Genomic DNA, 20858 nt, shown 5'->3' on the forward strand with positions numbered 1-20858 from the left:
AGCCCATGACGACAAGACAACAGCAGCGTGAGTTTGCCGATTTCAGCTGCGAGCTGCTACAGGGTATCGGCCCGGTTATCAGCAAGCCGATGTTTGGCGGCTTCGGGCTTTTTTTAGAGGGTTTAATGTTTGCCCTTATCGCCGACCACACGCTGTACCTCAAGGTCGACGAGACCAGCAAAACACACTTTACCGATCTCGGCCTCGAACCGTTTAGCTACTTCAAAAAGGACAAACAGTTTTCACTCAACTACTTCCAGGCACCGGAGCAGGTGTTTGACGATATCGACGCCATGCGACACTGGGGCAACATCGCCTATGAGGCTGCCTTAAGGGCGGCACTCAGTAAGAAGAATAAAACCAAGGCGAAAAAATAAAAACTGATCGCTTATCGCTACATTCTAAAGACACCAAAGCGACTCTCTTTGACTGGCTGAGTGAGGCAAATTGACAGGCTCTCGGCAATCACCGCTCGGCTGTCGGCCGGATCAATAATGCCATCATCCCACAACCGTGCCGACGAGTAATACGCCGTCGACTGCGCCTGATACTGCTCGATCAAGTCCTGACTATCAACATTATTATTCGGTCTTTTTATTTTTTTATTTTTTTTTGCAATCGCATCGAAAACACCGGCCGCCTGCGCCCCTCCCATAACGGCAGTGTTAGCATTAGGCCAGAGAAACAAAAAACTGGGATTGTAGGCACGGCCACACATACCGTAATTACCGGCACCATAACTGTTACCGGTAATCAGGGTGATTTTCGGTACATCGGCACAGGCCACCGCCGTCACCAACTTGGCGCCGTGTCGGGCAATCCCCTCCTGCTCAACCTTGGTGCCAACCATAAAGCCGGTGACATTGTGCAAAAATACCAGCGGGATTTTTCGCTGACAGCAGAGCTGAATAAAATGGCTTCCCTTGATTGCCGACTCAGAAAACAAGATGCCGTTGTTGGCAACAATTCCCACAGGCATGCCCTTAATATGGGCAAAGCCGCAGATCAGTGTACGCCCATATAAGGCCTTAAACTCATCGAACTGCGAGTCGTCGACCAGGTGCGCTATCAGCTCATAACCATTCACCGGCTGATTGGCCTGGCTGGGGATGAGCGGGTAAATTTGCTCTGCGGCATAGCGCGGAGGCTTGATTGATTTTAACGGTGCACCGCGGTAATAACTCGCCGGTAACCGCCCCACCAAACTGCGCAGCTGAGCAATGGCATCGGCGTCATCGACGGCCAGATAATCACAGACGGCGGATGTTGAACAGTGCATATGGCCGCCGCCCAGGGTTTCACTGTCGGTGATCTCACCGATGGCCTGCTCAACCAGCGGCGGGCCGGCAAGAAAAATGGTGCCCTGTTGCTGCACGATAATGGTTTCCTCCGACATCGCCGGCAAATAAGCACCGCCGGCGGTACAGCTGCCCATGACCGCGGCAAACTGGGCGATGCCCTCGGCAGACATTCGCGCCTGCTGATAAAAAATGCGACCAAAGCCATCGGCATCGGCAAACAACTCGCTTTGCAGGGCAAGATTAGCCCCCCCCGAATCGACCAAGTACAGACAGGGCAGTTTATTTTGTTGCGCAATTGCCTGACCACGCAGATGCTTTTTCACTGTCAGCGGAAAATAACAGCCGCCTTTGACCGCCGCATCGTTGGCAAAAATCATACAGCGTACACCGCATACCTTGCCGACGCCGACCACCAAACCCGCCGCCGGCAAGTGCTCATCATAAACCGCATAAGCAGCCAACATACCGATTTCAAAAAACTCGCTACGGCTGTCAATCAACCGCTCTATACGCGCCCTAACACTTAATCTTTGTGGGTACTTACTGGGCAGAGAAGCGGCGATTTTAGTCTTGATATCGGCCAACTCGGTCGCCGCTTTTTTGGCAGCACTGGCATTTTTTATATAACGCTCATCGTTACCGTCTACAGCACTTTTTATCGGTTGATAGGTCATCGTTTTCCCTGCTAAAAATCACGGTTACTGTACAGTGATCGGCCGATTAGCATGCGGCGAATTTCACTGGTGCCAGCACCAATTTCATACAATTTGGCATCGCGAAGAAAGCGCTCACAGGGATAATCTGAGGTATAACCATTGCCCCCTAACAACTGAATGCTATCGAGCGCGACCTGGGTGGCGTTTTCCGCCGCCAGCAAAATAGCCGTGGCGGCATCTCGGCTGATCGGTTCACCCCTGTCGGCAGCGCCGCAGACGGCATACACCAAGGCCTTGGCCGAGGTATAGCGGCTGTACATGTCGGCCAGTTTGGCCTGCACCAACTCAAACTCACCCAGTGGCTTGCCGAATTGTTGCCGCTCTCGCACATAGGGAATAACCGTGTCCAAGCAGGCCCGCATAATCCCCAGTGGCCCGGCAGCCAACACCGCCCGCTCATAGGCCAGGCCAGACATTAACACCGCCACCCCCGTCGTCTGATCGGTCAATACATTCGCTGCAGGCACCACGCACTGATCGAAATACAGCGGCGTCGTGGTCGAGCCTCGCATGCCCAACTTATCGATTGCTCGGCCACTGCTGAAGCCGGCGACATCTCGCTCGACAATAAAGGCCTTAATACCCGCCGCACCGGCGATATTATCGAGCCGGGCGTAGACGATAAACAGGTCGGCAATGGCACCGTTGGTTATCCACATTTTCTCGCCACTGAGACTGTAGTCGCTGCCGGTAGTCGTCGCCTTGAGGCTGAGGTTGACCACATCGGAGCCGGCGCCAACCTCGCTCATCGCCAGCGCCCCAATCAGGCTGCCATCGAGTAGGCCGGGTAAGAAGCGCTGCTTTATCGCCTCACTGCCGTAGCGCGACAACTGATTAACACACAGGTTGGCATGAGCAGCATAGGACAGGCCTAACGAGGCACTGGCGCGGCTCAGTTGCTCCATAATAATGGCCTGCGCCAGATACCCCAGCTCGCTGCCACCATAGGCGGGGCTGACGGTGACACCGCTTAGTCCCAGCGCCCCCATAGCCGCCCACAACGACCGGTCGATACCGTGCTGCTCGATCTGAGCCACCTGCGGTACGATCTCACGCTGGGCAAAGCGCCACACCAGTTGTGACAACTGCTCAAGATCATCGCCATGAGCAAAATTTAACATCGGCATAGTGTCTTCCATTTTCATTCTTATTCGCTTAACACTCGGAGTTTCAAACTGTTATGCTGGGTATCAGACAATACCTATAAGATTTGCCAGCAAGAGCCCTCACTATGAACAGTATAGCCCCCTGTTGTTTTACCGCCGCCTTATTGGCTTCAGTCAGTGCCGTTGCCGAACCGACTATCGAATACGGTTTTATTCAATTGGGTCAGCTACAGCTCAATGATAGTGAGACCACGGTATTCGATGGCAGCCAAAGCTACAGCGGCGAATTAGATGACCTGCCTTTTATTAATGCCGGGGTGCAAAAAATTCTCGGCGGTGAGACCTTTCGCTACGGCTATGAGGGCGGTGCGTTGGTCAGCTGGCAAAATGATGACATCAGCTATGCCGCCAAGAGCGATAGCAGCGGCGGCACACTGAAGATCAAAGTCAATAATGAACTATTTATGTTCGGCACCTTCCTCGGTGTGCTGGGCGACATCAAGCTCAGCGAGTATGCCCGTATTCATGTCTCGACCGGTCCTATGCTGGCCGTCGCCTCCGTGGCGCAGGAACAGCAGGAGGATCCAGAAAATCTGCCCGAGAGCCAGAACGGCACCATTATTATCGACGGCAGCAAGCGTGAATTTGGCTTTGGCTACGGCTGGTATGCCGGTGCAGGCATTGCTGTGTTACCGGTAAAAAACACCGAAATCGGCCTCGCCGTACGCCAGCAGGCACTGCGCTTTAGTTTCTCTGACGATATCTACCACGATAACTATGACGGCACCATCATAAGCCTTTCAATAGGTTATAAAATGTAACCCTGACTGGTTTTAAATTGCTGTAAAAATATTTTTAAAACTTTGTCATTGTCGGTTTTTATTACTATATTTTATGACTATAGAGTCGCCATAAAAAATCAGCTTTAACGGTTGCGGCGGAGTCAATAGTTTTTTTATACCTGATAATTCACTCCGCTGTTGATTGCACTTTGCAAATGATTCAACCGGGGAGATTTTCATGCGTCAATGCTGTTTGTCTACGCTTAATCCTGTCCATGACGGCGCCGCACCAACATGCTCACCCCCCGCTGTCAGCCCCTCCTCTGCGCTCCAACTTATTTGTGTTAACCGCTGGAGGTGACCGATGACAACCGTCGCTCAGTTCACCATCAAATTCCGCCAAACACTGAACGCCTGCGGGCAATTAAACAGTGCCGTCGGCGACTTATCCCAGCACGGTATCGGCAACAAAATGCTGCTGCGCTTTTACCGCGCCATGCACTATGCCCGGCTCTTCGACACCAAGGCTATCGCGCTACAGCGCACGGGCAGATTAGGCACCTACGCCTCCTGCCTCGGCCAGGAAGCCATCGGGGCTGCGGTTGGCGTGGCAATGAAAGACAGCGATGTGTTTGTCCAGTCCTATCGCGAGACAACAACACTGTTAGAGCGCGGAGTTAAGGCCGAGGAAATCCTGCTTTACTGGGGCGGTGATGAACGGGGCATGGACTTTGCCCATGCCCGCCAGGATATGCCGGCGGCAGTGCCTATTGCCAGCCAGTGCTGCCACAGTGTTGGTATTGCCTATGCGCTGCAGCTACGCAAGCAACCCCGTGTTGCCGTGGTCATGCTCGGCGATGGCGCCACCTCCAAGGGCGACTTCTATGAATCACTCAATGCCGCCGGGGTTTGGCAACTGCCTCTGGTCTTTATTATCTGCAACAATCAGTGGGCCATCTCCCTGCCACGCAGTGCTCAATCACACTGCCAAACCTTGGCACAAAAGGCCATCGCTGGCGGCATTAGCGCCGAGCAGGTCGACGGCAACGATGTGATCGGCAGCTATCTGGCGGTCAACAAGGCGATCGAAAACGCCAGGGCCGGTAACGGCCCCCATCTGATCGAAGCCCTTACCTATCGTCTATCGGATCACACCACAGCCGATGATGCCCAGCGCTATCGCAGCGAGCAAGAGCTGGCCGAGGCCTGGCAGCAGGAGCCCATTGCCCGCCTCACAAGCTACCTGCTGCAACAACAGATCGCCGACCAACAGCAGCTCGATGGCATCGATCAAAAATGCCAACAGCAACTCGATCAGTCGGTGGATAAGTACCTCAATGCCGGCGAGCAACAGCACAGCTCAATATTCGATTTCCTCTATCAGAAGATGCCCAAACAGCTTCGCCAGCAGCTCTCTCAGCTGCATAAAAACAATCAGTCAGGGGGTGGTGAATGACGGCAATCAATCTCGTTGAAGCGGTCAATCAGGCGCTGCGCCATGAGTTGTCTAACAATGACGATGTAGTGGTGCTGGGTGAGGACATCGGCCGTAACGGCGGCGTATTCCGCGCCACCGACCAGCTGCAACAGCAGTTTGGTGAGCGCCGGGTGATCGACACACCACTGGCCGAATCGCTGATCTGCGGCATGGCCATCGGCCTCGCCGCCCAGGGCATTAAGCCGGTGGCCGAGATACAGTTTATGGGGTTTATTTATGCCGCCTTTGACCAATTCATCTGCCACGCCAGCCGCCTGCGTAACCGTACCCGCGGCCGTCTCAGCTGCCCAATGGTGCTGCGCGCACCCTATGGCGGCGGTATTCACGCACCCGAGCACCACAGCGAATCAACCGAGGCGATATTCGCCCATGTGCCGGGTATACGCGTCGTCATTCCCTCCTCACCGGGCCGCGCCTATGGCCTCTTGTTAGCTGCTATTCGCGACCCCGACCCAGTGGTATTTCTCGAACCCAAGCGCATCTACCGCCTACAGAGCGAGGACGTGACCGATGACGGCAAGGCGCTGCCGTTAGATGCCTGCTTCACCTTAAAGCAGGGCCGGGACGTCACCATTATCAGCTGGGGTGCAATGCTTTATGAGTGCCAACAGGCCATCGAACAACTCTCTAACCGTGGCGTCGATGTCGAGTTGATCGACCTTGCCACCATCAAACCCATCGATGAGACAAGCATTTTACAGTCGGTCGAAAAAACCGGTCGCTGCGTGATTGTGCAGGAGGCGGCAAAAACCTGCAGCGTCGCCTCGGAGATCGCTGCCCTGATTGCTGAAAAAGGCCTGCTCTCGCTGCTGGCGCCGATACAACGGGTGACCGGCTTCGATACCGTGATGCCACTGTTTAAACTCGAACAGCACTATATGCCCAGTGTCGAGCGGGTAATAGAAGCCGTCGATAAGGTAATGGAGTTCTGATGAAGATTTTTACACTACCCGATCTCGGAGAGGGTCTACTAGAGGCCGAAATCGTCGAGTGGTTTTGCAAAGAAGGCGATACCGTCAGCGAGGATCAACCGCTGCTGTCGGTGGAGACCGCCAAGGCCATTGTCGATATTCCCAGCCCCTGTAGCGGCACCATCCATAAGGTGTTTGCCCAGACCGGTGAGCTGTTGCATACCCAGGATCCGCTGGTCGAATTTGATCACCAGGACTCTCACTCGGTGGTTGGCAGTCTGCCGGGCCAACAGCAGCAAGTGAAAGAGTCCGCAGAGACCGCCTCGAGCACCCACGTCGGCGTCAAGGCAACGCCGGCGGTACGCGCTCTTGCCAGTCGCCTCGACATCGATCTCAACGTCGTCACCCCCTCCGGCCCCGATGGCGCCATCAAGGCCGCCGATGTCGAGCGGGTCAGCAAGATCTTTCAGCAGGTGGGGGTATTAAAGCCACTGAAAGGGGTGCGACGGGCGATGTCCAAGGCAATGTCGCAGTCGCACAGCGAGGTGGTGTCGGTCACCCTCAACGATGATGCCGATATCAGCGGCTGGGGCGAGGACGATGATTTTACCGTTCGCCTGGCCCAGGCCATTATTGCCGCCTGTCATGCAGTGCCACAGCTGAATGCTTGGTATGACAGCCACTCGATCGGTAGCCGACAGATACCACAGGTGCACCTCGGGCTGGCTGTCGACACCGCCGACGGGTTGTTTGTACCGGTGATTAATCATGCCGATGGACTCGATGGCGAGGCGCTAAGGGCGAAAATCGATGAGACCATTAAAGAGGTGGTAGAGCGAAAAATCAGCGCCGATAAGCTGCGGGGCAATACCATTACGCTGTCGAACTTTGGCCCGCTCGGTGGCCGCTATGCCAACCCGGTTATCATCCCGCCCACCGTGGCCATTGTCGGTGCCGGTCGCAGTTACCCACTACCGGCGCTGATCAGTCGCCAAGGCGACAGTGATGTCTGGCTCAACAAAACCTATCTACCCTTATCGCTAAGTTTTGATCACCGCTGCATTACCGGCGGCGAGGCAGCACGATTTTTACAGGCGATGATCAAGGCGCTGGTTTAAACCTTAGTAGACGATCTCTTCCGTCAACTGCTGTTGTACCACCCGGCTGCCCACCAGGTCTCCTAACACGTTGACGCCGGTACGCAGCATGTCCAAGGGCCGCTCTACCACCAGCAGAATACCGATACCCTCCAGCGGAATGCCAACAGCCAACAGCACAATTTGCATACCCGACATCGAGCCCGTCGGCATACCCGGCGCACCGATTGATGACACCATGGCCATCAAAAAGATCACTACAATGTGTATGCTACTGAGCTCGATGCCGAATAAATAGGCCAGGAAAATAGCCGCAATGCCTTCGAATAACGCCGTGCCGTCCATGTTGACCGTCGCACCTAACGGCAACACAAAGCTGCCAATCGATGGGTCGACATGCAGCCCCTCTTTGCTGGCCTGCATAGAGGCTGGCAACGTCGCCGCACTGGACGACGAGGTCACCGCCAGCATCAGCGGTTTGGCGGTGGCCGAGAACAACTGACGATAGCCAACGCCGCCGGCAAATTTAGCAATTAAGGGCAGAATAACCAGGCCATGCAACAGTGTGGCGCCGATGACCACGGCCATAAACGACAGCAACACACCAATAATATCGCCGCTCATGCGCAGCTGAAAATCGAACACGATGGAAAAAACTGCCAGTGGTAGGAAGGCGAGAATCCAGCTCAACATTTTAAAAATCATGGCGTTGATATCGGCTACCAACTGAATAATTGGACTGTCGTTTTTCGCCGTCACCACCAGCGCGATACCGCTGAGGAAGGCAAAGCAGACGATGCCTAAGACATTGTTGCTGGCCAGCGAGGCAAAGGGGTTGGATAAGGCTCGCTTCATCATCTGCTGCAAAATGGTGACAAAGGAATCATCGCCGTGGTTGATCAACTTCCCCGGCTGTTGGTAGGTAATTTGCTCCTCTAAGGCGCTGGCCGCCTGCAGCTGCACCTCGAAGGCCTCCCAGGGGTGGACAAAAAATACCGCCACCAAGCCGATGGCAATGGCTATTGAGGTGGTCAGCAGATAGTAGCCGAGAGTATAGCGCCCCAGCGTGCCCAGCTGTGAGGGCTCTTTCAGTTGCAGCACACCGTTGATAATAGAGAAGAACACCATTGGTGCCACCAGCATGGTCAACGCCGATAAGAACACCACTTTAATGGCGACAACGACCTGGTACATCACCGGCATTTGGCCCGCTTCCAGCCACTCCGGCGAGGCAAAAAAGACCGATAAGAGATAACCCAGGATACCGGCGATGAGGGTTTGAGCGGTGAGGTTTGACCGTATGGCGGTTAAAGACATGAGCTAATCCATTATTTTTTTATAATACTGGCATCATAGCCCGCGACCGTTTCAACGGCAAAGTGATTTTTGACCGGCACAAAAAAAGAGGCCGCAGCCTCTTTTTCATCCGCGGCATCGCGCCGCATAAAAGCCCCTGGGTTTAGGCTTCCATTCCCTTGATCTCTGCGACCGGGTTAACATCGGCTTGATAGTCGACGTTTTCCATATCGAAACCAAACAGACGCATAAACTCGCGCTTGTAGTCGACAAAATCAGTCATCTCTGGGATGTTCTCGGTGGTTACCTGATCCCATAACGCCTCAACCTGCTGCTGAATCTCTGGCAGTAGCTCCTTGCTGTCGGCACGCAGACGGCCCTCGTCGTCGGTGATTGGGCTGTCGCCGTAGAGGCTGTCACGGAACAGGCCATAGACCTGCTCGATGCAGCCTTCGTGAGTACCGGCCTCTTTCATCGCCTTAAACAACAGTGACAGGTACAGCGGCATTACGGGGATGGCCGAACTCGCCTGAGTGACCACGGCTTTCAATACCGAGACACGGGCATCGCCACCGGTGGCGGCCAGCTTGCTGCGAATATCCAATACCTTCTTGTCGAGATCTTTCTTGGCCTCGCCAATGGTTCCGTTCCAGTAAATGTCCTGTGTCACCTGCTCACCGAGGTAGGTATAAGCGGTGGTCTTGGCGCCATCGGCCAAGACACCGGCATCGCCGAGAGCATCGATCCACATCTGCCAATCTTCACCGCCCATGACGGCGATGGTATTGTCGATATCCTGTTGGTCGGCGGCGGTAAGCGTCACCTCTTGGATCGTCTGCTTATCGGTGTTGATACCGCGCAGCGTCACATCTTGGCCGATCGGCTTCAGTGTCGAGTTAAACACCTCACCGGTCTTGGGGTGAGTACGGCGTGGCGAGGCCAGGCTGTAGACAACCAGATCCACCTGGCCGAGATCACGCTTGATTACATCGATCGTTTTTTGTTTGATTTCATCGCTGAAGGCATCGCCGTTAATGCTTTTGGCATACAGGCCATCGGCCTCGGCAAACTTGTGGAAGGCGGCTGAATTGTACCAGCCCGCGGTGCCGGGTTTTTTCTCGCTGCCTTCTTTTTCGAAGAACAGGCCGAGGGTATCGGCACCCCCACCGAAGGCAGCACTGATGCGCGAGGCCAAGCCGTAACCGGTGGAAGCACCGATGACCAAGACACGCTTGGGCATCGCTGCAATCTTGCCCTGAGCCTTAACATACTCGATCTGCTGTTTAACGTTTTCTTCACAGCCGGCAGGGTGTGAAGTAATACACATAAAACCGCGAACACGTGGCTTAATAATCATTGCAATACCTATTGTTATTGACCGCCGCAAATAGCGGCAATACGTTGAATCTTCAGTCGATATAACGGCGGCCAACACAGCGGCAACAACCGATAAAGGGGGACATTATAAACAGCTACCGGTGAATCTCTAGTGGTCACCGTCAACACTGCGGGCTAAAACGGCCAAATCAGTCACTATCAGAGGCTAAAAAAACAATACACCGCCGCTTTCAGCCGCGCGCTTTATTTGGTCTCATCCAGAATGATAAACGAGGCAAAGGTGGTCAATAACAACAGCGAGACTATCCACACCGGCTGGCCGACAATCAACATGGCACAGCCCATGGCCAACCAGATATGCTTGACCAGCTGGCGTTTCTTTTTGTTTTTCGCCCCCGGCCTACAGCGCAGTAGGTATTTGCGTCGATGAAATGCCAGCAGCCCCCGGCGCAGCCATTCCAGCGTCCACCAAAGCACTAATAATACCGGTCTCATGGCCTACCTCTTTTCGTCGCAACATCACTGCATAAAGCATAGACGACAATTATCAGGGTTGAGCCCCAGCGCTATTTTAACCTGGCTATTCGCTATCGCTGGGCGACTACGGTATAACAGCGGTATTGATCACTACTTAAAGGCGGGGCTTAATGTCCATCCAAAAACAAATACTAAAAGCGTTTCGCGTCGGCGACTCCACCTGGAAAGAGCCCCAGTGCATTATCGTCTTTGCCTTCAAGGGCACCGATGCCAAGGTACTGGGTTCCGATTACATCGACTGGCCAAACTGGCTGACGCTACGCGCCGAGCGAGCGCCGGATCACGATCAGTACCTCGTTGCCGATGCCACCGAGGCCTATATCGACAAGGCCCGCTCACCGGGTATCACCACGGCACCGGCCGCCAGCGATGGATAATCTCTGCCCACTGTGCCAGCAGAACAACGCCTGCGGCGCTGCCAGCAACAGCGAGCAAACACCGTGCTGGTGTATGTTTCAGGCCATCGACAACGACAAATTGCGCCGTGCCCACCCCGAGCTCACCGATGCTCAGTGCCTGTGCCAACGCTGCGCCGCCAATTTCAGTAAACCACTGCAGCCATCACAGTCAGAGCAGAACACGCTGGGCATCGATGTCGGCAGCGGCGATAATACGAACGGATCGACAAAACAGCAGTCATAACAACCACCCGCTTATTTTATCCACTCTTTTTCGCACAACTGTGAGTTCTCCATGTTAAAAGGCAACCCCGTCACCGGCGTACAGTATTTATTCAAGGGCTTCTCCCTGCTCAACACCCAGGGGCTGCGCGTCTTTGTCGCCATCCCACTGCTGATCAATATTGTGTTGTTCGGCGGCATGATTTACTGGGCCTTTGCCCAGATGAGCGAGGTCACCGCCTGGCTGACCGGTTATCTGCCCGAGTGGCTGGCCTGGTTAACCTGGCTGATGATTCCGTTATTTTTCATCGGTATCTACTTCGTCATCATGTACACCTTTACCGCCATCGCCACCATTATCGCCAGCCCGTTTAACGGTTTGTTATCAGAGAAGGTCGAACAGCATTTAACCGGCAACAGCGTCGGCGACAGCAGTATTAAGGAACTCATTGCCATGGTGCCCCGCACCGTCGGCCGAGAATTTCAAAAACTGGGCTATCAAATCCCCCTCTTACTGATTGTGTTAGTACTCACCTTCATACCCGTAGTCGGCATGCTGTCGTCGCCACTGTGGTTGTTGCTCGGTGCCTGGATGATGGCGATTCAATACCTCGACATCCCCTTCGACAACCACGCCAAGCCGTTTAACGATGTGAAACAGGCCTGCCGTGACCAGCGCCTGACCAGCCTCGGCTTCGGCGGCGCCACCACCGCCCTCAGCCTGATCCCGCTGGCCAACTTGATCGTCATGCCCGCCGCCGTCTGCGGCGCCACCGCCTATTGGGTCGACGAACTAAAACATCATCACTGATGTGATGCTGCGTAGGCCACTGCCATAAAGCAGCTCTACCATAAGCCTTGGTGTGCCTGTTAGCTGTAGAAAGATTTTTCTTATTTCATCACGACTGTAAACGACAGGCAGCCGTTGGTACTGTTTGGCGGGGTGAAATTGAAGATTACTTATTTCCAGCCCCATGAAACGCTTATAGAGATATACCAATGCATTTAATGCAATCTTTTGAGTATTGACAGAGCAATACAGACTATCTGCCATATGCGATAAAAATCGCCTCAATGTGTTGTGTGGTCAAGTGTCGCGGGTGCTGTTTATGATGAAAATAAATATAGCGCTTAACCCAGTGGATATAAGTTTTCTCGGTCGTGTAGGCCAGACCCGAGACTCTAATATGGAGCCTGAGCTGATCCAAGAATCGTCTGGATTTTGGATTGACCGTGTAGCGGATATCGTTCATAGCGCCCACCCAACAATGCTGTATCAACATGCAGCAGCCGGCAAATTAATATTGGTCAACGCCGAGTTATGAAGCCACCGGGCGCTTGAACACGGTAGAGCAGCTTGTAACTTGTTGATAGTATTAGGTAGCGTTTTTGTTACAGGGAAAACCCTGTAACAACGTTATTGTTGACTTCGGGCTCGATTTTCTTTTCGGGCCGGGGCTGTATACAATTGATAAATATAATAATCATTTGTTTAGGCGAATATATAATGGGCGAAAACAGCAAAAGATATATAACGCCTGCTGGCCTATTAATTCACTGTTAAATGTCATTGAGGTAATCTTGGAAGACTATTTAGGTGTTTTTCTAATAATCTGGGCAATAGCCATAAATTATGTTTGGTTTTCAGCTAAGCATCTCGCTGATTCGAACGGACTGAAAGTTAGCTGGTGGGTAAACCACTGGCTGGATTTCTCCAATATGGCAACATTAATGCGTACTGACACTTCACCTCAGGTACGCAGGAGAGCGGCAATTTATTTATTCTCGCTAATATGTCTTTGTATTGCTCCATTTATTATCTTTAAGGCATGTCGTGGGTAAAACATTTAACAAGTTTGTCAACGAACGCACTTCGTGCTGGACCGCTAAAAGCGCTGCTTCGCAGCAACGCGGCCCGTTACAAAGGCGTTATGTTTTTGTTCGACATCGTTAAAGGATTAGAGAATGGATGTAACCTGGGTTAATGTTGCTGATAGTGCAATAAAAATAGGTCTTGGTGCTCTGATTACTGCTGTCTCCGGTTTTGTCGTTCTTTCTAAGACTCAAAGCCATGAAAAGACAAAAGAAGGCAGCGCTCTTTTCTATAAGCAACAAGATGAGAGGAAATCAAAATATGTTGAGTTTTTGTCTGCCTCTCAAAGCCTGATTTATCAACACATACTATATAAATGTACTTTTGACACAAAAGAGTATTTTGAATATTTAAGAAAGTATAATGAAGTTCAGATAATATCTCCTGATCATATCCAGATTGAGGCATCAAAATTATTTGATTCAGTTAATAATTTCGTATCACTAAATAAACAAAGTGGTAGGGATGATTTAATACTAGAGCATAGAAATATTTGTAATGTAAACTTGGTTTCATTTCAAAAACTGGCCCAAAAAGATTCGACCAAAAGCTATGCCAAAACATAACAAGCGCCTGCAACCTGACTCCGCAAACCGTCACTTTTTGTGCATAAAACCCGCACAAAAACTGCCAGCTTGCTACGCAGTTGAGGCGGGCGTTAACAATCTTATGAAAGTACGAATATATAACGAAGAGGATCAAGCATCCGTTATTTCTCTTTGGGGTGAATGCGGCCTTGTTGCGCCTCAGAATGACCCAGCCAAGGATATCGAGCGAAAGCTAAAAGTTGATCCCGATTTATTCTTAGTTGGGATCGCTGACAATGGAATTGTCGCAACCGTTATGGGTGGCTATGAAGGACATCGCGGATGGATAAATTATCTAGCGGTCAAACCATCAGAGCAGCGTAAGGGCTATGGCCAATCTATTATGCGAGCTGTCGAGCAGGCTCTTATAGAAAAAGGTTGCCCTAAAATCAACTTACAGGTTCGCACCACCAACGAGAAAGTCATCGCATTTTACTCAGCAATTGGCTATGGCAATGATAATGTTGTTGGTTTAGGGAAGCGCCTTGAGTATGATTCGTAGCAATATGTTAACAAGGCGTGCAATGAACGCTTGGGCTGGATAGCCTTAAGCGTGGCCTCGCCACAATTTTTTCCCCTTCCCAAGGCGTTTTCCTAGAGACCGGAATTCATGAGCTTATCTATTTCAGACATTCAGAAAAAGCCCTGAGAATATACAGCGATATGCAATCGGGAGTACTTGGGGGCGCATGCTGCGTGTCCGCAGCAAATACACCGGCAAAAGAAGCCTGGAGCACCGCTGAAGAGCTCATCGAGAAAGGGTCATTGTCGTCACTGGATCGGAAAAAACTAACATCACAGCTGTAGCCGGCAACGTGGCGTTATGTGCATCTAGACGCTAGTGCAGAGGGATAAAGAAATATGAAGTTTTCACTATTTAATGAATCAAAATCTCAACAAGTGATCGATCTTTTCAAGCGAGTATTCTCTGCTTCTGAGGGAGAAGCAGAAGGTCAAGTAATTGCTGATTTTGTAACAAATCTCATTGCCACTACTGCGCCACAAGATCTAATGGGGTGCATTGCTGAAGAAAACGAGATGGTTGCTGGCTGCATATTCTTCAGTCGCCTTACCGTGCCTAGTGGTAAGGTTGCTTTCATTTTATCGCCGGTTGCCGTTTCAACAGATGATCAAAGCACAGGCATTGGCCAAAATCTAATCCAGTATGGCCTAGATCATCTCAAGTCTTTCAATGTCACTTTGGTCTTCACTTACGGCGACCCAAGTTACTATTCCAAAACTGGCTTCGAGCAAATCAATGAAAGTGTCGTACAAGCGCCCTGCCCTTTAAGCCAGCCAATTGGCTGGCTCGCGCAATCGCTTGACGGGCAAGTAATTCAGTCTATGGCTGGCCCTACTCAATGTGTTGAAGCATTAAATAATCCTGAACTATGGTAAAAATGCACTTGCAAGAACAGGATCAGCAACCAAAATAGGGACATGTTGGTTTTTAAACCAACTCAATAGGCCCGTGGTCGTCACAGTGATCCCCATGCTGATGATGTAACCGACCATCAACGATAAAGTCAGTATGATCATCGTGTTGGATTGCCTCGTGACCGCAGTCAGGCCCATGAACATGTCCAGCACAACCCTGAGTTGGGTGGCATTGCGCGGGGTTAGTATTACTTAATTCAATACTGTGCTCATCACAATGGCCGCCATGTGGATGATGTAGTTTTCCATCGGCTAAATAGTCAATATGGTCACCATGGCGAATAGCGGTATGACCACAGTTTGAACCATGCGTGTGATTATCGTGGGTGTGGGTATTAGAGCAAGACATCGTTAAACCTCCTATTTGTCAAAACGGTCAAGCATAATACTAGTTGTTTTTCCGCCGTTTGCTTGGCAATTTATCGACAGGCTGAGGTGGTTGTTGAGCATATGGATTGGAAGCATGAGCTTTACAAAAGGCACGGAGATGAAAGGTATCCACATAACACGCCAGGACACACTCTGAGAGCAAAAAAAGGGGCGACGTTATCAACGTCGCCCCTTTCTTTCACGCGGTTACAGGCTAGACAGCAGCAGCCAGTGCGTTAACCGGTGTGCCATCGAAGGCGAGGATATCAACACAGGTGGCACCGGCTTCCTGGCCCTTGTGGACAAAGTGCTGGCTGAAGTAGTTCTTGTGCTCGGCACCGTCGTGGAAGTGATGCGGTGTCAGTACCACCGACAAGACCGGGATTTCCATCTCCAGCTGCACCTGCATCAGGCCATCGAGTACCGACTGGGCGACAAATTCGTGGCGATAAATGCCACCGTCAACGACCAAACCTGCGGCGACAACGGCGTCATACTTACCAGACTTGGCCAGCAATTTTGCCTGCAGTGGAATTTCGAGGGCACCTGGGACTTCGAATAGATCGACGTGGTGGCTGCTGCGTTTGCCGACTTCGGCGACAAAGCCATCGCGGGCTTGGTCGACAATATCTCGGTGCCAACAGGCTTGGATAAAGGCAATACGCTTGGGAGAATTAGTTGTAGCTGTCATTTTAATACCCTATTACTGATTAAATAAGGGCGAGTTATAGGTATACATCGGGCAGCGGCCATTGCCAGCTGCGTCGAGAGACCACAATCTCATAACCGGACTTTAACCGTCGGCCTCGGAATCGCACCGAGTCTGCTGTCCTTGCCGAGAGTGTCGACAAGCGCCCGCGGGCTACACGTAAACGTGATTACCGCCGGTGGGGACTTTCACCCCGCCCTGAGAATCTCATCTGGCAGCCAAGTACACAGACCACGAGATAAGGCGCGAGATACTACCAACACCGTCACCGGCTGTAAATATCCCCTGCGGGTATTCCTGATAAATAAGGCTTAGATATTACCCATTTAGGTTTAATTGGCAGACAGAACAGACAGCAAAGGCGATCTTGACAGTCTAAATCATCCGCCCCAATCCCCTGCCGCTGTCGCTGGCAATCAGGTATTGGTTTTCCCCCGATTGCTTGGCCTGATACATCGCCATGTCGGCAATATGCATCAGCGACTCTATGTCGCTGGCGTCGTCTGGGTAGATGCTGACGCCGATGCTGATGGCCAGTTGATGGCGTCGGCCATCGATGGCCAGGGGCTGAAGAAACACATTGCGCAGCTTTTCGACCACCGTGGTAATGTCTCTGGTGGTGTTGATACTATTGAGAATCGCGACAAATTCATCGCCGCCAACCCGGGCAATGGTATCACTGCCCCGTATCGAGCTGTTCAGCCGCTGGGCAATTGCATGCAGCACCTTGTCGCCGACCACGTGACCGTAGACATCGTTAATCGGCTTGAATTTATTCAGATCCATAAAGACCAGCGCCATCTTGCTGTTGGTCAGCTTGCTTTTTTCCATCGCCTCGACAATACGAATACGCAACAACTCTCGGTTCGGCAGCCCGGTCAAGGCATCAAAATGCGCCAGCGCTTTTAACCGTTCGGTGGATTCCTTGCTGGCGGTAATGTCTCGGGCGATGCCGGTAAACTTCTCCGCCTGCCCCTGCTCATCAAACAGCACATCGCCGGATTCCATCACCCAGTGCACCGAACCATCGGGCCAGATCACCCGGTATTCGATCTCATGGCGGGAATCACCAGCCAAACAGGCTTTTTCCTGCTTCTGTACTCGCTCAATATCATCGGGGTGAACAGCGCGGGCAAATAAACTATAGGAGGGGGTAACATCCCCTACCTTGTGGCCAAAAATGGCATAAATCTCATCGGACCAATAGAGTTTATTTGGCTTAATCTCCCATTCCCAGGTACCGACATGGGCAAAATAATTGGCTCGGATGCTGCGTTCGGCATCATCGCTGGTGATCAATTGTCGGCGTTTCTTGGCGGTATTTCTCCGCAACCACAACACCACTAACGTTCCCGCTATGCCGAGGGCAAGACCAACCGTTGTCCATAAAAGTGCTGTGTACATTAGGCGTGTCACCGGAAGACAAACAGAGTATTGGAACTGTCATTATACCATAGCCAAGAGAAGCCGTTAGAATTGGCCAACCGATACCGTTGTGGCGAGCACACCATCACCACTGTACAGCGGCTTGCAACGCGCTATGATGAGGGTGTTATTCGTTACTGTGATGACTCAAAGCCATCTTACTGAGGAGAGCTGACACCATGAAATACCCGATCCAGGGCTCATGCCAATGCGGGCAACTGCGCTATACGCTGCACCAACCACCAGTCAAAGTGCTTGCCTGTCACTGCACTGAGTGTCAAAAATTATCCTCCAGTCCCTATAGTGTCACGGCCATCATCGACGCCGATGCCATCGAATTTGACGGTGAGATGAGCGACTGGAGCCGATCCTCCGACAGCGGCAACACCAACAATGCTAAATTTTGCCCTGGCTGTGGCAACCGTGTCTATCATTACAACCCAGACAATATGGCCCAACTGAAGCTCAAGCTTAAGCCGATACAGATGGACGATGACGGGGTGTTTGAGCCCAGTACCCACCTGTGGGTGTCAGAAAAACTAGACTGGGTTGAAATACCCCCCGGTGTGACGGTGTTCGACAAGCAGGCTTAATACAGTCTAACACTGTGTGTTGGTCACGCAGTCTTTGTCGTTGCTGTCACAGCTGTTGATGTCCAACACGTACCAGAGATAGCAACGTGAAAAGATCCCGTTGAGAATTAACATAATGGATATGATCATGACAAACCACTCAACGCCGTTTAAATCAGGCTGAGTAAACACCCAGGCTGCAAACAGCAAGCCTGCCACTAATCGCACGACCCGTTCGATGTTACCTATATTACGTTCAATCATATAAACCTCGTCTGTTGTATTCTTCTATACGAGCGCGACAGCGGTTTGGCTCACAATGAATACATCAGCGGTTTTTTGCGCGACAAAAAAAACCCCGGCAGCGGATTCGATGACGGGGTTCTCTGGCCAGGCCTCGATCAGAGGCCTGCGGGTGGCAAGGCTTACAGCGCGTTGTTCAACAGCTTGTTCAGCGTTTCGCTGGGGCGCATGGCACGCTCAAGTTTGGCTGGCGTCGGCATATAATAACCGCCCATCTCAACAGGCTGCCCCTGACAGGCAATCAACTCCTCGGAGACTTGCTGCTCGTTGTCAGCCAGATCTTTCGCCAGCTGGCTGAAAGCCGCCTGTAGCTCTGCATCGTCGGTTTGGGCCGCCAGTGCCTGCGCCCAATACAGTGCCAGGTAGAAGTGGCTACCACGGTTATCAAGCTGCTTCACCTTTCTTGATGGCGACTTGCCATTAGACAGTAACTGACCGGTGGCCTGATCGAGGGTGTCGGCCAGAATCTGCGCCTTAGGATTGCTGTTTTTAACGGCGATATCTTCCAGCGATACGGCGATGGCGAGGAACTCGCCGAGCGAATCCCAGCGCAGGTGGTTCTCTTCCTCAAACTGCTGCACATGCTTGGGTGCACTGCCACCGGCACCGGTTTCAAACAAACCGCCGCCCTGCATCAATGGCACAATCGACAGCATCTTGGCACTGGTGCCCAGTTCTAGAATGGGGAACAAGTCAGTCAGGTAATCGCGTAATACGTTGCCGGTGACCGAGATGGTATCGAGACCGCGCAACAGGCGTTCCATGGTGTAACGAATGGCGCGATCGGGGTTGAGAATGTGAATCTTCAAACCTTCGGTGTCGTGATCCTGCAGGTAAAGCTCAACCTTCTTAATCATCTCGGCATCGTGACCACGGTGTTCATCCAGCCAAAACAGTGCCGGTACATCCATCGCGCGGGCGCGGGTCACAGCCAGCTTAACCCAGTCGCGGATCGGTGCATCCTTGGCCTGGAACATCCGCCAAACATCACCGGCCTCAACGCCATCATGCTGTAGTAACACCTCACCGTCGTCGGCAACAACACGAACCGTGCCACTGGCAGGCAGCTCGAAGGTCTTATCGTGGGAGCCGTACTCCTCCGCTTTCTGCGCCATTAAGCCGACATTAGGTACGGTGCCCATGGTGGTCGGATCGAAGTGGTCATGGTGCTTACAGAAGTTGATCACTTCCTGGTAAATGGTGGCGTAGCAGCTGTCGGGAATGACGGCCTTGGTGTCTTTCAATTTGCCGTCGGCACTCCACATTTTACCGCCGTTACGAATCATTGCCGGCATGGAGGCATCGACGATAATATCGCTGGGCACGTGAAGATTGGTAATGCCTTTGTCTGAATCGACCATGGCCATTTCAGGGCGGTCTTCATAGCAGCGGCGCAGATCGTATTCGATCTCGGCGCGCTGAGAATAAGGCAGGCTGTCGATTTTACGCAGCACGCTGCCAAGGCCGTCATTGGGCTGGATGCCCAGCTCTGTCAGTGTCTCGGCGTGTTTCTCGAAGGCGTCTTTAAAGTAAACAGAGACCGCGTGACCAAACACAATCGGGTCTGACACCTTCATCATGGTGGCTTTTAAATGCAGCGAAAAGAGCAGGTCAGCCTTGTTGGCGCCGTCCATTTCCTCGTCGAGGAATTTGCACAGTGCCTTGGTGCTCATATATTGGGCACTGATGATTTCGGCGGCTTCAACAGGCACCTGCTTTAACAGGGTAACCTTGCCATCGGCCTCGACTAACTCGATATTCACCGTGCCGGCCTTGGTAACAGTGGTCGAGATATCGCTGGCCTTGAAATCGCCAGAGCGCATGTGCGCCACGTGGGTGCGAGAAGCCTGGCTCCACTTACCCATGGAGTGGGGGTTTTCACGGGCATATTGCTTGACCGCACCGGGGGCGCGACGATCGGAGTTACCCTCACGCAAGACCGGGTTGACGGCACTACCCAACACCTTGGCGTAACGATTTTTAATCTCATTGTCGGCCTCGTTGTTAATCTCGGCCGGGTAATCGGGAATATCGTAGCCCTGCCCTTGCAACTCGGTGATTGCGGCGATGAGCTGAGGAATCGAGGCGCTGACGTTGGGCAGCTTGATGATATTGGCTTTCGGGTCTTGGGTTAGCTCGCCCAAGGCTTTCAGACCATCGGCAACGCGTTGATCGGCGCTGAGGTTGTCGGGGAAGTTGGCCAGAATACGGCCCGCCAAGGATAAGTCGGTGGTGGCAACTTCGATGCCGGCTGCCGCGGTAAAGGTATTGACGATGGGCAACAGTGAGTAAGTCGCCAGTGCTGGCGCTTCATCGGTCAGCGTATAGATAATTTTTGATTTTTCTTTAGACATATCGTTCCCTTGGTTAACTTAGTTTCT

At 52.3% G+C, this 20858-nt stretch carries 25 protein-coding genes and 1 riboswitch; of the genes, 13 read left to right on the top strand and 12 right to left on the bottom strand.

Annotated features, from left to right (window positions below):
- The first annotated feature begins 5 nt into the window (after positions 1-5).
- Entirely contained in the window at positions 6-377 is a 372-nt protein-coding gene (locus L9P87_RS06905) for a TfoX/Sxy family protein (RefSeq protein WP_237443943.1), read from the top strand.
- A gap of 17 nt (positions 378-394) precedes the next feature.
- Here L9P87_RS06905 and L9P87_RS06910 read toward each other — a convergent pair whose 3' ends face one another.
- Complete coding sequence (locus tag L9P87_RS06910; RefSeq protein WP_237443944.1) at positions 395-1975, bottom strand: carboxyl transferase domain-containing protein; 1581 nt, start codon at positions 1973-1975, stop codon at positions 395-397.
- Between the two features lie 11 nt (positions 1976-1986).
- A complete protein-coding gene (locus tag L9P87_RS06915) occupies positions 1987-3144 on the bottom strand; it encodes an acyl-CoA dehydrogenase family protein (protein WP_290368484.1) in 1158 nt (385 codons plus the stop codon).
- Positions 3145-3248: 104 nt separating this feature from the next.
- On the opposite strand from L9P87_RS06915, the gene L9P87_RS06920 reads away from it, so the two are divergent.
- From L9P87_RS06920 to L9P87_RS06935, 4 genes are all read left to right on the top strand, one after another.
- Complete coding sequence (locus tag L9P87_RS06920; RefSeq protein WP_237443945.1) at positions 3249-3944, top strand: hypothetical protein; 696 nt, start codon at positions 3249-3251, stop codon at positions 3942-3944.
- A gap of 325 nt (positions 3945-4269) precedes the next feature.
- Positions 4270-5361 carry a pyruvate dehydrogenase (acetyl-transferring) E1 component subunit alpha gene (gene pdhA, locus L9P87_RS06925; protein ID WP_237443946.1) on the top strand — a complete coding sequence of 364 codons (1092 nt, stop codon included), beginning with the start codon at positions 4270-4272 and terminating at the stop codon, positions 5359-5361.
- A complete protein-coding gene (locus L9P87_RS06930; RefSeq protein WP_237443947.1) occupies positions 5358-6335 on the top strand; it encodes an alpha-ketoacid dehydrogenase subunit beta in 978 nt (325 codons plus the stop codon). Before pdhA ends, L9P87_RS06930 begins: the two co-directional genes overlap by 4 nt.
- The gene (locus tag L9P87_RS06935; RefSeq protein WP_237443948.1) at positions 6335-7432 is read left to right on the top strand and encodes a dihydrolipoamide acetyltransferase family protein; all 1098 of its coding nucleotides are present in this window, start codon (positions 6335-6337) and stop codon (positions 7430-7432) included. The genes L9P87_RS06930 and L9P87_RS06935 overlap by 1 nt, the downstream gene beginning before the upstream one ends.
- 3 nt (positions 7433-7435) lie before the next feature.
- Here L9P87_RS06935 and L9P87_RS06940 read toward each other — a convergent pair whose 3' ends face one another.
- The 3 genes from L9P87_RS06940 to L9P87_RS06950 form a co-directional block, all read right to left on the bottom strand.
- Positions 7436-8728: a dicarboxylate/amino acid:cation symporter gene (locus tag L9P87_RS06940; protein ID WP_237443949.1), complete on the bottom strand. Its 1293-nt coding sequence runs from the start codon at positions 8726-8728 to the stop codon at positions 7436-7438.
- A gap of 142 nt (positions 8729-8870) precedes the next feature.
- Entirely contained in the window at positions 8871-10064 is a 1194-nt protein-coding gene (gene fabV, locus L9P87_RS06945) for an enoyl-ACP reductase FabV (protein ID WP_237443950.1), read from the bottom strand.
- Positions 10065-10288: 224 nt separating this feature from the next.
- Positions 10289-10540 carry a hypothetical protein gene (locus tag L9P87_RS06950; RefSeq protein WP_237443951.1) on the bottom strand — a complete coding sequence of 84 codons (252 nt, stop codon included), beginning with the start codon at positions 10538-10540 and terminating at the stop codon, positions 10289-10291.
- Between the two features lie 152 nt (positions 10541-10692).
- Between L9P87_RS06950 and L9P87_RS06955 the strand changes: the two genes are divergently transcribed.
- Genes L9P87_RS06955 through cysZ form a run of 3 tightly spaced genes read left to right on the top strand, consistent with a single transcriptional unit; the run spans position 10693 to position 12013 of the window.
- A complete protein-coding gene (locus L9P87_RS06955) occupies positions 10693-10959 on the top strand; it encodes a hypothetical protein (protein WP_237443952.1) in 267 nt (88 codons plus the stop codon).
- Positions 10952-11224 carry a cysteine-rich CWC family protein gene (locus L9P87_RS06960; RefSeq protein WP_237443953.1) on the top strand — a complete coding sequence of 91 codons (273 nt, stop codon included), beginning with the start codon at positions 10952-10954 and terminating at the stop codon, positions 11222-11224. Before L9P87_RS06955 ends, L9P87_RS06960 begins: the two co-directional genes overlap by 8 nt.
- Positions 11225-11275: 51 nt before the next feature.
- Positions 11276-12013, top strand: coding sequence for a sulfate transporter CysZ (gene cysZ, locus L9P87_RS06965; protein ID WP_237443954.1), 738 nt, complete (start codon positions 11276-11278; stop codon positions 12011-12013).
- Here the strand turns inward: cysZ and L9P87_RS06970 are convergent.
- Positions 11996-12256 carry a site-specific integrase gene (locus tag L9P87_RS06970; protein ID WP_237443955.1) on the bottom strand — a complete coding sequence of 87 codons (261 nt, stop codon included), beginning with the start codon at positions 12254-12256 and terminating at the stop codon, positions 11996-11998. The genes cysZ and L9P87_RS06970 overlap by 18 nt on opposite strands.
- The gene (locus tag L9P87_RS17900) at positions 12246-12374 is read right to left on the bottom strand and encodes a phage integrase N-terminal SAM-like domain-containing protein (protein WP_354001891.1); all 129 of its coding nucleotides are present in this window, start codon (positions 12372-12374) and stop codon (positions 12246-12248) included. The genes L9P87_RS06970 and L9P87_RS17900 overlap by 11 nt, the downstream gene beginning before the upstream one ends.
- On the opposite strand from L9P87_RS17900, the gene L9P87_RS06975 reads away from it, so the two are divergent.
- The 4 genes from L9P87_RS06975 to L9P87_RS06990 all read left to right on the top strand — a co-directional run bounded on the left by L9P87_RS06975 (position 12312) and on the right by L9P87_RS06990 (position 15060).
- Positions 12312-12527: a hypothetical protein gene (locus tag L9P87_RS06975; RefSeq protein WP_237443956.1), complete on the top strand. Its 216-nt coding sequence runs from the start codon at positions 12312-12314 to the stop codon at positions 12525-12527. The genes L9P87_RS17900 and L9P87_RS06975 overlap by 63 nt on opposite strands.
- Before the next feature lie 640 nt (positions 12528-13167).
- Positions 13168-13641: a hypothetical protein gene (locus L9P87_RS06980; RefSeq protein ID WP_237443957.1), complete on the top strand. Its 474-nt coding sequence runs from the start codon at positions 13168-13170 to the stop codon at positions 13639-13641.
- Positions 13628-14164 (top strand): GNAT family acetyltransferase, encoded by a 537-nt coding sequence (locus L9P87_RS06985; RefSeq protein ID WP_237443958.1) that lies wholly within the window; start codon positions 13628-13630, stop codon positions 14162-14164. Before L9P87_RS06980 ends, L9P87_RS06985 begins: the two co-directional genes overlap by 14 nt.
- Before the next feature lie 359 nt (positions 14165-14523).
- Positions 14524-15060 carry a GNAT family N-acetyltransferase gene (locus L9P87_RS06990; protein WP_237443959.1) on the top strand — a complete coding sequence of 179 codons (537 nt, stop codon included), beginning with the start codon at positions 14524-14526 and terminating at the stop codon, positions 15058-15060.
- A gap of 52 nt (positions 15061-15112) precedes the next feature.
- Here L9P87_RS06990 and L9P87_RS06995 read toward each other — a convergent pair whose 3' ends face one another.
- From L9P87_RS06995 to L9P87_RS07005, 3 genes are all read right to left on the bottom strand, one after another.
- Complete coding sequence (locus tag L9P87_RS06995; RefSeq protein ID WP_237443960.1) at positions 15113-15448, bottom strand: hypothetical protein; 336 nt, start codon at positions 15446-15448, stop codon at positions 15113-15115.
- A gap of 234 nt (positions 15449-15682) precedes the next feature.
- Positions 15683-16159 carry a 6,7-dimethyl-8-ribityllumazine synthase gene (locus tag L9P87_RS07000; RefSeq protein WP_237443961.1) on the bottom strand — a complete coding sequence of 159 codons (477 nt, stop codon included), beginning with the start codon at positions 16157-16159 and terminating at the stop codon, positions 15683-15685.
- An 81-nt stretch (positions 16160-16240) separates the two neighbouring features.
- Positions 16241-16387: riboswitch (FMN riboswitch) on the bottom strand.
- A gap of 165 nt (positions 16388-16552) precedes the next feature.
- Positions 16553-17581, bottom strand: coding sequence for a sensor domain-containing diguanylate cyclase (locus L9P87_RS07005; protein ID WP_237443962.1), 1029 nt, complete (start codon positions 17579-17581; stop codon positions 16553-16555).
- Between the two features lie 200 nt (positions 17582-17781).
- Here L9P87_RS07005 and L9P87_RS07010 point away from each other — a divergent pair, with 200 nt between their 5' ends.
- On the top strand, positions 17782-18195 hold the full coding sequence (locus tag L9P87_RS07010) for a GFA family protein (RefSeq protein WP_237443963.1): 414 nt from the start codon (positions 17782-17784) through the stop codon (positions 18193-18195).
- A 6-nt stretch (positions 18196-18201) separates the two neighbouring features.
- Here the strand turns inward: L9P87_RS07010 and L9P87_RS07015 are convergent, their stop codons facing one another.
- Both L9P87_RS07015 and L9P87_RS07020 read right to left on the bottom strand, forming a co-directional pair.
- Complete coding sequence (locus L9P87_RS07015) at positions 18202-18438, bottom strand: YgaP family membrane protein (protein ID WP_237443964.1); 237 nt, start codon at positions 18436-18438, stop codon at positions 18202-18204.
- Between the two features lie 161 nt (positions 18439-18599).
- Positions 18600-20831 (bottom strand): NADP-dependent isocitrate dehydrogenase, encoded by a 2232-nt coding sequence (locus tag L9P87_RS07020; protein ID WP_237443965.1) that lies wholly within the window; start codon positions 20829-20831, stop codon positions 18600-18602.
- Positions 20832-20858 lie beyond the last annotated feature (27 nt).

The organism is Sinobacterium norvegicum, assembly GCF_923077115.1.
GTDB lineage: Bacteria > Pseudomonadota > Gammaproteobacteria > Pseudomonadales > Sinobacteriaceae > Sinobacterium > Sinobacterium norvegicum.